Annotated in this window: 14 protein-coding genes; 11 read left to right on the top strand and 3 right to left on the bottom strand. The window is 49.9% G+C overall.

Features of this window, described 5'->3' with window-relative positions:
• Nucleotides 1-13 precede the first annotated feature (13 nt).
• Nucleotides 14-1162: an MGDG synthase family glycosyltransferase gene (locus ACSFXJ_RS18715; protein ID WP_435921926.1), complete on the bottom strand. Its 1149-nt coding sequence runs from the start codon at nt 1160-1162 to the stop codon at nt 14-16.
• A 50-nt stretch (nt 1163-1212) separates the two neighbouring features.
• Nucleotides 1213-1740 (bottom strand): phosphatase PAP2 family protein, encoded by a 528-nt coding sequence (locus ACSFXJ_RS18710; RefSeq protein ID WP_435921925.1) that lies wholly within the window; start codon nt 1738-1740, stop codon nt 1213-1215.
• A gap of 559 nt (nt 1741-2299) precedes the next feature.
• On the opposite strand from ACSFXJ_RS18710, the gene ACSFXJ_RS18705 reads away from it, so the two are divergent.
• From ACSFXJ_RS18705 to ACSFXJ_RS18665, 9 genes are all read left to right on the top strand, one after another.
• Entirely contained in the window at nt 2300-3532 is a 1233-nt protein-coding gene (locus tag ACSFXJ_RS18705; protein ID WP_435921924.1) for a glycosyltransferase family 2 protein, read from the top strand.
• A gap of 638 nt (nt 3533-4170) precedes the next feature.
• Nucleotides 4171-4668 (top strand): translation initiation factor IF-3, encoded by a 498-nt coding sequence (infC, locus tag ACSFXJ_RS18700; protein WP_435921923.1) that lies wholly within the window; start codon nt 4171-4173, stop codon nt 4666-4668.
• 37 nt (nt 4669-4705) lie between these two features.
• Nucleotides 4706-4906 carry a 50S ribosomal protein L35 gene (gene rpmI, locus ACSFXJ_RS18695; protein WP_435921922.1) on the top strand — a complete coding sequence of 67 codons (201 nt, stop codon included), beginning with the start codon at nt 4706-4708 and terminating at the stop codon, nt 4904-4906.
• Nucleotides 4907-4939: 33 nt separating this feature from the next.
• Nucleotides 4940-5299: a 50S ribosomal protein L20 gene (rplT, locus tag ACSFXJ_RS18690; protein WP_435921921.1), complete on the top strand. Its 360-nt coding sequence runs from the start codon at nt 4940-4942 to the stop codon at nt 5297-5299.
• Between the two features lie 280 nt (nt 5300-5579).
• Nucleotides 5580-6650 carry a BMP family lipoprotein gene (locus ACSFXJ_RS18685; protein WP_435921920.1) on the top strand — a complete coding sequence of 357 codons (1071 nt, stop codon included), beginning with the start codon at nt 5580-5582 and terminating at the stop codon, nt 6648-6650.
• A gap of 125 nt (nt 6651-6775) precedes the next feature.
• A complete protein-coding gene (locus ACSFXJ_RS18680; RefSeq protein ID WP_435921919.1) occupies nt 6776-8314 on the top strand; it encodes an ABC transporter ATP-binding protein in 1539 nt (512 codons plus the stop codon).
• Nucleotides 8307-9380 carry an ABC transporter permease gene (locus ACSFXJ_RS18675; RefSeq protein WP_435921918.1) on the top strand — a complete coding sequence of 358 codons (1074 nt, stop codon included), beginning with the start codon at nt 8307-8309 and terminating at the stop codon, nt 9378-9380. Before ACSFXJ_RS18680 ends, ACSFXJ_RS18675 begins: the two co-directional genes overlap by 8 nt.
• Nucleotide 9381: 1 nt before the next feature.
• Entirely contained in the window at nt 9382-10341 is a 960-nt protein-coding gene (locus ACSFXJ_RS18670) for an ABC transporter permease (RefSeq protein WP_435921917.1), read from the top strand.
• A 193-nt stretch (nt 10342-10534) separates the two neighbouring features.
• Entirely contained in the window at nt 10535-10843 is a 309-nt protein-coding gene (locus ACSFXJ_RS18665) for a hypothetical protein (RefSeq protein ID WP_435921916.1), read from the top strand.
• 3 nt (nt 10844-10846) lie between these two features.
• Here ACSFXJ_RS18665 and ACSFXJ_RS18660 read toward each other — a convergent pair whose 3' ends face one another.
• The gene (locus ACSFXJ_RS18660) at nt 10847-11302 is read right to left on the bottom strand and encodes a GNAT family N-acetyltransferase (RefSeq protein ID WP_435921915.1); all 456 of its coding nucleotides are present in this window, start codon (nt 11300-11302) and stop codon (nt 10847-10849) included.
• 591 nt (nt 11303-11893) lie between these two features.
• Here ACSFXJ_RS18660 and ilvB point away from each other — a divergent pair.
• Entirely contained in the window at nt 11894-13639 is a 1746-nt protein-coding gene (ilvB, locus tag ACSFXJ_RS18655; protein ID WP_435921914.1) for a biosynthetic-type acetolactate synthase large subunit, read from the top strand.
• A complete protein-coding gene (gene ilvN, locus ACSFXJ_RS18650) occupies nt 13639-14121 on the top strand; it encodes an acetolactate synthase small subunit (protein ID WP_435921913.1) in 483 nt (160 codons plus the stop codon). Before ilvB ends, ilvN begins: the two co-directional genes overlap by 1 nt.
• The last annotated feature ends 89 nt before the right edge of the window (nt 14122-14210 follow it).

Genomic DNA, 14210 nt, shown 5'->3' with positions numbered 1-14210 from the left:
TTTTTTGGTACGATCAGTAAAGATGGTTCATCTTCATTTCATTGTTCTCGATGAGATCCATGATGGCTTGCGCGCTTTGGAGCGGATAGAAACTAGCGATCTTGTGAAGAACCTCCTCGCGGGTCCGAACGACTTCTTCGTAGTCGTCCGTCAACCGATGGATCCAAGCGGTAATGTCGTCAAGCGAACTGATCGGGGTGCCCCACCCTTGCGAGGCGAAGTACTGGGAGTTTTCTTCCTCCTGCCCGGGGAGGGGCTTGTGAAACAGCATCGGAATTCCTTTGGCCAATCCTTCGGTACAAGTCATGCCGCCCGGCTTCGTGATCAGAAGGTCCGAAACTTCCATCAATTTGTCGATTTCCCGGGTAAAGCCGAGCAAGTGGATATGTTCATGAATAAACCGGGGATCTTTTTTCATTTTCTCAAGCGACTTGGTGTTGCTGCCGAAGCAGAAAATGATTTGGATCCGATCCCGATAGGAAGCCAAATGGGAGTTGACCGCTTCATCCTTCATAAAGCCCCAGCCACCACCCATGACGAGAATGGTAGGCATATCCTTGAGCTTGAATTGTTCCCGGATGTCTTCCTTCCGATGGCTCTCCCAAAAGTTCGGATGGACCGGGATGCCGGTGATCCGGATTTTTTCCTCATCGACGCCCCGTTCCAGAAGCTTCTGTTTGACCTGGTCCGTCGAAACGAGATAGCTGTTGACCTCAGGACTGATCCATGAGCCGTGAGCATCATAATCGGTAATGACGGTACAAAGCGGAACATCGAGAAGCTCCAGCCGCTTGATCCGGGAAATGATGGCGCTCGGAATCATATGGGTACAAACGATGACGTCCGGATGAAGTTGACGGATAACTTGAATGGTGCGCGTATAGAATATCCGATGAAGAGCAAGCGTCGTCAGTCGGTTCAATGATTTTTTATAATTGCTGCGATACATCATGCGTACGAGACGAGGTTGGCTGGATACCGTTTTCTTATAAGCCGTAATAATAATCGGGGCCACTCTCGGATTCAGAAAACTGCCAAGCTCAAGAACCTTTGTCTGCACGTGTGGTGCCACTTTGCGTAAACTGCTGGAGAGCGCATATGCCGCCTGGGTGTGCCCGGCTCCAAACCCCTCAGATAAAAGCAAGACCCTTCGTTTTTGCACTTTAGTTTCACCTTTTCCTGCAAGGTTTTTCTACCTTTACAATATCCCCTTTAGGCCCATAATGCAACCGTTCCTAGGGCAACCGAAGATCCGACAACAGCCCCGGCCAGCACGTCGGAAGGGTAGTGCAAACCCAGATAAATCCGCGAAATGGCAACGATCAATGCCAGGGGTCCCAAAATAAAAACAAGTCCCGGCTGAGCAGCAATAAATGGAATGGTTACCGAAAATATCGCAGTCGTATGTCCCGAAGGAAAAGAATGGTCCGTAAGCGGATTCCGAAACGTATTTGCGCCAGGCAACGTTAAATAAGGCCGGACTCTAGGGTATGTTTTTTTGACGAGCGCCACGGGAAGGTGGCTGATCGCCAAAGCGACGCAGGCCTGAAGACCTACGGTGCTCCACGGTTTGGGAGCGACTAGCCAAACGGCCAACGTGGCCAGGATGGTGAACCAGGCGCCGCCCAAATGAGTAAGATGGTACAGCCAAAAATTAAGAAAACTGCGATGTAAACGGACATTAATCCCTACAAAAAGCTTTTGGTCCAGTTGAACCAGTTTTTGAAACCATCGTGCCATAAAGATCCCTCCGCGCCTGGTTTGGTTGTTCGATCTATTCCGTAGCCTTTTTCAAGGACAGAGGACTGTGTCAGTTAATATACCCTTTTTTTGAGTTATTGTGAATCCGCTCTTCATTTCCGTTTCAAATGATAGCAAAAAAGTTTAAATAAAAATGAGCTATTAAGTAAACTTTTATTTGAGGATTTACGTTAGTGTTAATGTAATAGTGACCGATTCTTAATATACCGCTTACAAAACGTTTACAAAAGAAAAAAGGGGGGACTTAGGAAATAAAAACTGCAAAAATGGATGAAAATAAGAACAAACCGCATCGATTGAAGGTTGCGGCGGTGCTTTTGTGCGATTAAGGAGGGACTGCCGCCGTTTTTTACGCTTCGCATCGACTTACACCGGTTTGACAAATGATACAAAGTCATGGAAAATCGAAAAGGCAATTGAAAAACTCACAAAAGAGTTTTCAAAAAAGGGTCTAAAGAAAAAAAGGGTCATAAAAACTCCGCATTAGAAAAAAAAGAACATTAAAAACGTTATGGAGTTAAAAGGGGGTACAAAGAACATGATGAGCACCGTACTAATTTCGCTGCAATTTGTACTTGCGGTGATCGGGGTATACCAATTCGGTCTTGCTTTGTTCGGGCTATACAAGAAAAAGAAAAAACAGAGTTTTGCTCCAGCCAAATCTTTTGCGGTGCTGGTTGCCGCGCACAACGAGGAAAAAGTGGTCGGAGCCTTGATGGAAAACCTGAAGCATTTGAATTATCCGAAAGAATTGTATGACGTGTTTGTCATCTGCGACAACTGTACGGACAGTACGGCCGATATCGTTCGCAGCCACGGCATGAACGCTTGCGTGCGGACGAATACGAATTTGCGGGGAAAAGGGTATGCCATCGAGTGGATGCTGAAACAGCTGTGGAAAATGCCCCGCCAGTATGACGCTGTCGTCATGTTCGACGCGGACAACTTGGCGCACCCGGACTTTTTGCTCGAAATGAATAATGATTTATGCTCCGGCGCACGGGTTATTCAAGGATATATCGATACCAAAAATCCCGAGGATTCCTGGATTACGGCGGCTTACGGGATTTCGTACTGGTACTGCAACCGTTTGTGGCAGCTGTCCCGTCATAATTTGAACATGGCGAACTTCCTCGGCGGAACGGGAATGTGTTTTGAAACAAACCTGTTGAAGGAAATCGGCTGGGGGGCCACAAGCCTTGTGGAGGACTTGGAATTCACGATGCGCTGCGTGGAACGCGGCATTAAACCCGTATTTAACTACGACGCGAAGCTGTTTGACGAAAAGCCGCTTACGTTCAAAGCATCGGCTCGTCAACGCCTTCGTTGGATGCAAGGGCATTTTACGGTAGCCCGCAAATATTTCTTCCCGCTGCTCTGGAAGAGCATTAAGGAAAGAAGCATGGTCAAGCTGGATATGGCCCTTTACGGAGCCAACGTTTATATCGTGCTTCTGACATTCCTGCTGACCGCGTTCATTTGGGCGGACCAATCCCTGTTCGGCGGGCCTAACTTTGATACGCTTTACTCCAAGTTCCCGCTGTGGATATCGTTTGTCGCGATCGCAGCGAACGTATTTATCTTCTTGGCGGCAATGATTCTTGAAAAGGTCAAGTCCAAGAAAGTCTATGCTTATCTTGTTCTTTTCCCGATCTACCTGATTTCCTGGTGGCCGATCACGTTCTATGCGTTCTTCACGCAAAACAACAAGCAGTGGAGTCATACGCAGCATACGCGCGTCGTCCGCCTCGAAGAAGTCCAAAAAGGCTAGAGGAAGCTCAATTTACGGCTTTTGATCACGATGTGTTCTCTTAGGGGCTGGCTCGACGTCGAATCTTGAATTCAGCCGGCCCTTCCGGTGCTCACGTAGGCTACTCCTACGCTCCGCTCCTCAGTCCCGGCTTCATCCAACCTTCTCGGTGCTGAAAAGCCGGTTATTAAACTTTTATTTGATAAAAGAACGATATAAGATGAACACATGAATAAGATGCAAGCAAGGGAGTAAAATGATTCCGGAGAAGCGTTAGCGTTCGCCTTTGCGACCGGATTTCTACCGCTTATGAATTTTATCAGGAAAACTGGGAACAACAGCGATCGGAGGAACATTTTACGTACTTGCCCACGCACCTAATTCGTTACTCACATAAGCGCTTGACAATGCCTTGCACAATGTGTTAAAGTGTTTGAGGTTGCAATGAAAATAGTTTGGATTGCAAGCAGAGGCTTTCGCTTCTCACCTGACCGACGATGAAGTTGGCTGGTTTTGATCCAATGATTTATGAATGGGATATTCATGAAGAGTTGATGATCAATTTCGGGATGCGGGCGTTCACCTGCATCCCTTTTATTTTGTAAATCTGTCCTTAAAGACAATTCATTTGGAGGTGGAGAATTATCAGTAAGGAACATTTGATCAACGATGAGATACGGGCGAAGGAAGTCCGTTTGGTAGGCGCTGACGGCGAGCAGATCGGCATCAAGCCGACCCGCGAGGCACTTCAAATGGCAATCGATCTGAATCTGGACTTGGTTAACGTGGCGCCGACGGCCAAACCTCCGGTATGCCGGATCATGGACTACGGCAAATTCCGTTACGAACAGCAGAAGAAAGAGAAGGAAGCCCGTAAGAATCAGAAGATAGTGGACATCAAGGAAGTATGGTTCCGCTCCAATATCGAGGAACACGACTTCCAGACGAAGCTTCGCAATGTGATCAAATTTTTGAAAGACGGCGACAAGGTGAAATGCTCGGTTCGCTTCCGCGGACGTGAGATTGCCCATGCCGACATCGGTAAGAAAATTCTCGACCGCGTCAAAGAAGAGGTCGTGGAAATTTCGACGGTGGAACGTCTTCCAAAATTGGAAGGCCGCAGTATGATTATGATTCTGGCGCCTAAAAGCACCTAAAAACTAAGCAACTTACAAACTATGAGGGGGAAGTACCATGCCTAAAATGAAAACCCACAGCAGTCTGAAGGACCGCTTCAAAATTACCGGATCCGGTAAAGTAAGACGTTACAAAGCGAACCGCAATCACTTGCTGTCCCATAAGTCCAAACGCGCTAAACGTGTGTTGGCAAACAGCCCTGTGGCTTATTCCGGCGACGTTAGCCGTATGAAACAACAACTTGCAAATCTGAAATAATTATTCACACAACTTATTGGGAGGTTTTTTATCATGGCAAGAGTTAAAGGCGGATTCGTAGTTCGTCGTCGTCATAAAAAAGTATTGAAACTGGCTAAAGGTTATTTTGGTTCGAAACACCGTATTTTCAAAACCGCTAACGAGCAGGTTATGAAATCCCTGCTTTACGCATACCGCGACCGTCGCACGAAAAAACGCGATTTCCGCAGACTGTGGATCGTCCGTATCAATGCGGCTGCCCGCATGAACGGTTTGTCCTACAGCAAATTGATGCATGGCTTGAAGCTGGCTAATGTGAACATTAACCGCAAAATGCTTGCCGATTTGGCTGTCAATGACATCAACGCTTTCAATTCTTTGGCTACTGTAGCAAAAGAAAAAATCAACGCTTAAGTTGATTTGAATGACCGTCGATACCGGTTAATCCTTACTCGGTATCGGCGTTTTTTTTTGTGTGAAAGAAAGTTCCTTGGGTGATGAAATGCCGTTTTGGGTAAAATGGATGGTAATAGAATAAAGTATTGCCGGAAGTAAGCGTTTCCCTTTGGAAAAGACGAAATTTATTCAACCAACGGTCATTAAAAGTATGGATTTTACCCCAATTTAACGGTATAATCGGTCTGTCCGAAGGGAAAACAATGTTCACACTATTTTTAAGGGGGATAACACAACAATGAAGAAAACCTTCAAGTTATCGTTAGTCATGGTTCTCGCTCTGATGATGGTTTTGGCGGGATGCGGTAACAACAAAAACAATGCGGCTAACAACGGAGCAGGATCGAATGCCGGGACAGAAAATACCGCGACGAACGACGGCGGGAAAAAAGCATCCGACATCAAAGTCGGCCTGGTTACGGACATCGGCGGCGTAAACGACAAATCGTTTAACCAGTCCGCATGGGAAGCTCTTGAAGCGTTGAATAAGGAACAAGGGATTCAACACAAATATTTGCAAAGCGGCAGCAGCTCCGATTACATTCCAAACTTGAACCAGTTTGTTCAAGGCGGGTATGATCTGACTTGGGCGATCGGTTTCGACTTGGGCGATGCGTTGAAACAAGTGGCTGATGCCAACAAGGATGCCAAGCTTGCGATTATCGACAACGTGGTGGATGCTCCTAACGTAGAATCCGTAACATTCGCGGAAAACGAAGGCGCGTTCCTCGTGGGCGTAGTTGCCGGTCTGACCACGAAAACAAACAAGGTCGGTTTTATCGGCGGTGCGGAAAGCCCGGTTATCAAACGCTTTGAAGCAGGTTTCATCGCAGGTGTTACTGCGGTTAACCCTGATGCGAAAGTGACGCCTACTTATGCAGGTGCATACGACAAGCCGGATATCGGTAAATCGCTTGCAAGCCAATTGTACGACAGCGGTGTGGACATTATTTTCCCGGCTGCAGGCCAAACGGGTAACGGGGTATTTAACGAAGCTACCGCACGCAACAACGCGGGCGGCGCGACGAAACTGTGGGTTATCGGGGTAGACAAGGACCAATCGCTTGAATTCGGCGATGAAGTAACGTTGACTTCGATGATTAAACGCGTAGACGTAGCCGTGAAGAACGTAACGCAACAAGTGATCGACGGCACGTTCAAAGGCGGTCAAACCACGAACCTGACGTTGAAGGATGATGGCGTAGGCCTTCCGGAAAAAACGCCTAACTTGAGCCAAGAAGTACTCGACAAAGTTGAAGAGTACAAGCAAAAAATCATCAACGGCGAAATCACGGTTCCAACGGAGTAATGAATGAATAGTCCGGCGGTTTGCAATCGGCCGGTAAGCAAAATAAGGCAATAGACAAGCAGGGCCAGTGTAGTATAAACTGGCCTTGTTGTTTGCGTATATCCCAAAATGGTGAGGGTGATTTCATGAGCACCGCGGCTCCAGTAGTCGAGTTGAAGCAAATCACGAAACGTTTTCCCGGCATCGTTGCCAACGATTCTATCAGCCTGACCTTGCGTAAAGGAGAAATTCATGCGCTCCTTGGCGAAAACGGGGCGGGCAAATCGACATTAATGAACATTCTGTTCGGATTGTACCAGCCCGATGAAGGTACGATTGAGATCAACGGCGAGCCGGTCACGATCGATAATCCGAACAAGGCGATAAAATTGGGGATCGGCATGGTGCATCAGCACTTTAAGCTGGTCCAGCCTTTTACGGTGACCGAGAATATTATTCTTGGCATGGAGCCTAGAAAAGGACTGAACATCGACTATAAATCGGCGTCCGCAGAAGTGGCGAAATTGTCGGAGCAGTACGGTCTTCACGTCAATCCGAACTCGAAAATCCAGGATATTTCGGTCGGAATGCAGCAGCGCGTGGAGATCATGAAAACGTTGTTCCGCGGCGCGGATATTCTTATATTTGATGAACCCACAGCCGTATTGACCCCTCAGGAAATTTCCGAATTGATGGGGATTATGCGGAGGCTGGTGGAGGAAGGGAAATCGATCATCCTGATCACTCACAAGCTGAAGGAAATTATGGAGATTTCCGACCGGGTCACGATCATCCGGCGAGGCAAAGTAATCGATACGGTCGATACGAACAACACGAATCCGAAAGAACTCGCGGAAAAGATGGTTGGCCGCGGCGTTACTTTCAAAATCGACAAAAAGTCACCCGCGATCGGGCAGCCTGTTCTGCAGCTGAATCAGGTCAAAATGAACAACAAGAACGGAGTCTCGGTTCTGAACGGGCTTGATCTAGAAGTGAAAGCCGGAGAAATCGTAGGGATTGCCGGCGTAGACGGCAACGGCCAAACGGAACTGATCGAAGCGATTACCGGACTGCGCAAAATCAACTCGGGATCGATCAAGCTTTCTGGGAAAGAAGTGTCCAATCTCCCGGCCCGTAAAATTATCGAGAGCGGATTGTCCCATATTCCCGAAGACCGTCATAAGCACGGTCTGGTTTTGGACTTTTCCATCAGCGAGAATATGGTTCTCGAAACCTATTACAAGTCCCCTTACAGCAAAGGAGGCTTTCTGGACCGGCGCAAAGTGGACGAACATGCGGAGAAGCTGGTGAAGGATTTCGACGTTCGGACACCGAGTATCGAAACCCTTGCCCGCTCCTTGTCCGGGGGGAATCAACAGAAGGCGATTATTGCTCGGGAAATAGATAAGAACCCCGATCTGCTCATCGCCGCCCAGCCGACCCGGGGGCTTGACGTGGGTGCGATCGAATTCGTGCACAGGCAATTGATCGAACAGCGCGACCAGGGCAAGGCGGTACTTTTGATATCGTTTGAGCTGGATGAAATCATGAACGTATCCGACAGAATCGCCGTCATTTACGAAGGAAGAATCGTCGGCGAAGTGCTGCCGGAAAACACGAACGATCAGGAACTCGGTTTGATGATGGCCGGATTCACGGAGCAAGGAGGAAAGCGGGATGAATAAAATACGCAAAATCTTCACGCTGGACAGCCTGATTGTGCCTCTTGTGGCCATCCTACTCGGACTTCTGGTCGGAGCTGTCGTTATGCTTCTTGGCGGTTACAATCCGTTTGAAGCGTACGGCGCCCTCATCAAGCGGGTTGTAGGCAACCCGTACGACTTCGGGGAGACGATCCGGCAGATCACTCCGCTTATTTTTACCGGTCTTGCCGTGGCCTTCGCCTTCCGCTCGGGGATGTTCAATATCGGGGCGGACGGACAGGTGCTGATCGGGATGACGACGGCAACATCGGTATCCTTGTCCATGTCCGGCGTTTCCTCTGCCATCGTCGTTCCGCTCGCCGTCATAGCCGGCGGTATTGCCGGAGGGCTCTGGGCGGGGATTGCCGGTTATCTGAAAGCGAAACGCGGAATTAACGAGGTCATTACGACCATAATGTTGAACTGGACGGCGCTTTATTTGTCCAACTACGTAATTCGGCACTTCTTCCTTCTGAAGGGACAGAACCGGTCCGAAGATATCGGGGCATCCGCGGCAATGACGTTTTTGTCCGATGTGTTCAATAATGCCCGCGTACACTGGGGAACGGTAATCGCTCTTTTGGCGGCATTGTTTTTCTATATTTATTTGTGGAAAACGAAGCAGGGGTATGAAATGCGCGCGGTAGGTTTTAACGCGAATGCGGCGGAATATGCCGGGATGAGCGTCAGCCGAAACGTCGTGAAAGCGATGTTTATCAGCGGCGTGTTTGCGGGTCTGGCAGGAACCTTCGAAGTGCTCGGGGTGTTCCATTATCAGTCGGTATTCGCCGCATCTCCGGGCTACGGGTTTGACGGGATCGCCGTTGCGCTGCTCGGTATGAACCATCCGTTAGGCGTTGTGCTGGCTTCGATTCTGTACGGCGTACTCACGTATGGCTCGGCTGGAATGAGCTTCGTTGCGGGAGTTCCGCCGGAATTGATCAAGATCATTATCGGCTCGATCATTTTCTTCATTGCCGCGCAGGGCATCGTTCGCTTTGTGCTGAAGCCTTTCTACCTCAAGCGCAAGAAAGAGAAGGTGTTGTAAAATGGACGTTCTTACGCTGCTTGGCCAACTGCTCAACTCAACCCTTGTGTTTTCCACCGCGCTGATTTTCACGGCACTCGGCGGTATATTCTCGGAACGGTCCGGCGTGGTTAATATCGGTCTGGAAGGTTTGATGATCTTCGGCGCGTTCGCGGCCGGGGTGGGAACGTATTATGCCCAGGAAGCCGGGCTTGGAGCAGCCGCTCCTTGGGTCGGCGTGATTGCCGCGATCGTCGTCGGCATACTCGGCTCGCTGATCCATGCCGTCGCATCCATTACGTTCAAAGCCGATCAAACGATCAGCGGGATCGTCATCAACTTTTTGGCGGCGGGACTTACCGTGTATATCGTCAAAATGCTGTTTAACGGATCTGCGGAAACGCCTTTGATCAAGGTTTTCCATAAAGTAGAAATTCCGTTCCTGCGCGATATTCCGATCATCGGCGAAGGGTTCTTTAACTCTTATCCGACGACGTATCTGGCGCTCATTCTCGTGGGAGTCGCTTACTATGTGCTGTTCAAAACGCCGTTCGGCCTTCGCCTGCGTTCCGTCGGCGAGTACCCGGGGGCTGCCGATACGCTTGGCGTGAACGTTTCGCGAATGCGTTACATCGGCGTGATGATCAGCGGCGCGCTTGCCGGCATCGGCGGTGCGACGATTACGCTGACGACGACCAGTACGTTTGCCCATAATACGATTTCGGGTCAGGGCTTCATTGCCATCGCAGCGATGATTTTCGGGAAATGGAACCCGGTCGGCGCGTTCGGTGCGGCCATGTTCTTCGGCTTTTCCCAAGCGATCCGCAACTATGTTCAATTGTTTGAATGGTCGCGAAGCATTCCGCAGGAATTCATTTTCATGATTCCGTATGTATTGACGATTATCGTGTTGGTCAGCGCGGTAGGGCGGTCTTCCGCTCCTTCGGCACTAGGTGCTCCATACGATCCGTCAAAGAGGTAAATCCGCAAAAATCAAGAAGGGGCTGTCCCAAAAGCAGGCGAATCTGCTTAAGGCGACAGCCTTTTTTCGTAGAAACGGACTGGTCCGAAGCCTCCATTCCCGCCCCTTTTTCGGGATTCAAGACGATGGTGCAAGCAGGGGCGGTTCGACATGAATATGGTGATCTTGATCTCAATATGGGAGGAGGATTACCATGGCCAGAAATGTAACGAAAAAAGAAGCGGAAAAACTGATTGGCAAACCGATTGTGGCATATAAAAAGGACGGCGGAGTCGTATCCGGAAAATTGGTGAAGATCAGCGGCAACCGTTTATACGTACGGCCTCATCCTGGAAAAAAAGTACGGACCAAAGCGATTATTCCGCTCGTATTGTTCGATCTGTTGGCGATCGGCGCAAGTCCGTACGGATACGGAGGATATGGAGGATACGGAGGATATGGGTACGGCCCCGGCTACGGATACCCGTATGGAACTCCATACGGAAATCCGTATATTTGGTAACCGCTAGCACCGGGGAAACAGCTTTTTCTCCAGCTCGTAACACTGGGAAAGCTGTATGAAACGGACTGTACGGTAGCCGAGACTTCGATAGAACATGTGGGCGCGTTTATTGTCCCGGTCCACCAATACTTTGGCCCGCGTGCACCCGCGCGAGCCGGCGAAGTTTTCCGCCTGGGCGACCATGGTTTTGCCGTGGCGGTTTCGCTGATGCGCGGGGGCAACGGCCATCATATCGATATAGAGGAGCTCCCCGTGGATCATGAAATGGATGAATGCGACGGGATCGGCTTCATAATTTGGAGAAACGACTAGCGTGACTCCATGTGCCAGCCTCTTCGGAATATCGCCGATGACCGTTTTTAGCTCATGCTGGGGCATATGGGAATGTGGGACAAGCTCCGTCAGAATAAGATGGTTAATGACAGGATCGTCTTGTTTGGGCCTTCTGTATCGTATCATTTCGCTTTTTTCCTCCTTGCGGTGAGCACCGAAAACATCGGCTCACTATGAATAAAAGCGGGCGTTATCCTTCATCATATGATACATAGGCGTTAAAGCGTTCCATGCGTTTATAGGGTTCAATTTCAATATGTTCTAAAAGGGTATTGACTCTGGATGGAAACTAATCATATAATGTTTCTAAACATTTTATCGATTATATGTATCGGCGATGAAGAGGACGAAGGTTTAGGGGCTCTTTGCTCAGAGAGTGGATGGATTTGCTGAGACCATCCGCCGTTATCCCTTAAATGCGAGCTCACCTCGGAGCTGTTTTCCTGAAAAGCCGCAAGCTGATCCTAGGTATGCTTGCATAGGGCCTATTAGGGAAAATCGTCTGGTCTGCGTTAGAGACCACGAGTAGAAGCGACAAGTTTGTACTCGTCAAGGCCTGACACTGCGAAGCGTCGGGTGAACATGGGTGGTACCACGGAAGCGTAAACCTTTCGTCCCTCGGAATAGGAAACTGTTCCGGCGGACGGAAGGTTTTTTTGTTGGAATGGCACTTTGAAATTACAAACCATGAACCGAGTTTTGGAAGGAGGATGACTGATGAGCGCGCAAATTCCAGCAGTGCGGTCTACAGAACAATTACGTGAAAAATGGATGAAACCGGAAGTCATTTCCGGTTCGGAAATTTTGCTTCGCAGTTTGCTTTTGGAAGGTGTCGAATGCGTCTTCGGTTACCCGGGGGGCGCTGTGTTGTATATTTATGACGCGTTGTACGGTTTTACCGACTTCCACCACGTACTGACAAGGCATGAGCAGGGAGCGATTCATGCCGCCGACGGTTACGCCCGCGCAAGCGGCAAAGTTGGCGTATGCATCGCCACTTCCGGTCCGGGAGCAACCAATACCGTGACGGGGATCGCAACCGCCTATATGGATTCGGTTCCCCTTGTCGTCATTACCGGGAATGTCGTGTCCAGCCTGATCGGAACGGATGCATTTCAGGAAGCGGACATTACGGGCATTACGATGCCGATTACGAAGCACAGTTATTTGGTCAGAAATGTGGAGGACTTGCCGCGGATTATCCACGAAGCTTTCCATATCGCCAATACAGGGCGTAAAGGTCCGGTGCTGATCGATATTCCAAAGGATGTTTCGGCGAACAAAACGCTGTTCGAACCGGTACAAACCATCAACGTACGCGGTTACCATCCGACGGTGATCCCGAATCGCTTGCAGCTGGATAAACTGGCGAATGCGATCAAAGAAGCGGAGCGTCCAGTAATTCTTGCGGGCGGAGGGGTCGTATATTCCGACGGACATGAAGCGCTGCTCGAGTTCGTGGAACGGACCCAAATTCCGATTACGACAACATTGCTCGGACTTGGAGCGTTCCCAAGCGGCCATGAGCTTTGGATGGGGATGCCGGGGATGCACGGAACATATACGGCGAACCAATCCATCCAGCAAGCGGATCTTCTGATCAGCATCGGCGCCAGATTCGATGACCGGGTAACCGGCCGACTGGACGGTTTCGCTCCGAAGGCGAAAATTGCCCATATCGATATCGACCCTGCGGAAATCGGCAAAAACGTGAAGACCGAGATCCCGATCGTCGGAGACGTCAAAACCGTGCTTGAGATGCTTAACCCGCTCGTCGGACGCGCGGACAAAGCCGATGCATGGAGAGCCGACGTCGCTAAATCCAAGCAGGAAAATCCTTATAAGTATAAAGATTCAGATACCGTGCTTAAGCCGCAATGGGTCATCGAGTTGCTGAACGATACCACTCATGGCGAAGCGATCGTGACGACGGACGTCGGACAGCATCAAATGTGGGCGGCCCAATATTATAAGTTCAACCAACCGCGTTCCTGGATCACCTCCGGGGGGCTCGGAACGATGGGCTTCGGATTCCCGTCCGCCATCGGCGCTCAAATGGCGCATCCGGACCGGCTGGTTATTTCGATCAACGGTGACGGCGGGATGCAAATGTGCGCGCAGGAGCTTGCCATTTGCGCCATTAACAAAATCCCGGTCAAAATCGTGGTTATCAATAACCAGGTACTCGGCATGGTTCGCCAATGGCAGGAACTGATCTATGAGAACCGTTACAGCCATATCGACTTGGCCGGTAGCCCTGATTTTGTGAAGCTTGCCGAAGCATACGGAGTAAAAGGTCTGCGTGCGACGAACAAGGATGAAGCCAAGCAGGTTTGGCAGGAAGCTTTGGATACGCCGGGACCGGTATTGGTGGAATTTGTGGTAGAAAAAGGCGAGAACGTGTATCCGATGGTTCCGCAAGGTTCCACCATTGATCAAATGTTGATGGGGGACGATGAATAATGATGAGTCATACGATTGCTGTACTAGTCAACGACCAACCCGGTGTCCTGCAGCGCGTGTCCGGCCTGTTCGGCCGGCGCGGCTTCAACATTGAGAGCATTACGGTAGGGCAGTCGGAGGAAGAGGGATTGTCCCGGATGGTCATCGTAACCCAGGGGGACGATAAGACGCTTGAGCAGATTGAGAAACAGCTCTACAAGCTGATCGACGTTATCAAAGTCGTGAACCTCAGCTCCAAGCCGATGGTCGGCCGGGAACTGGCCTTGATCAAGGTCAAGTCCGAGCCTTCGGAACGTCCGGAAATCATGGGCGTCGTGGAAACCTTCCGCGCTGCGGTTGTCGATATCGGCACAAACAGCATGATCGTACAGGTTGTCGGGGACACGGAAAAAATCGATGCCATGATCGAACTTTTACATCCTTACGGAATCCGCGAGTTGTCCCGGACAGGGGTTACCGCAATGATTCGGGGCAATGCCTGATTAACAGATCCTAGCTTGAACTGATTGGCATCCTTGCGCAGGTTGGCGGGGGAATGGAAGGATCGGGCGAAGCTGCGTTTGGTCCTTTG

It is taken from the genome of Paenibacillus salivarius (assembly GCF_051307165.1).
In the GTDB taxonomy this organism is placed as follows: Bacteria; Bacillota; Bacilli; order Paenibacillales; family Paenibacillaceae; genus Fontibacillus.
Note: the sequence above shows the minus strand (reverse complement) of the source record. Positions and strands in the feature narration are given on the sequence as shown.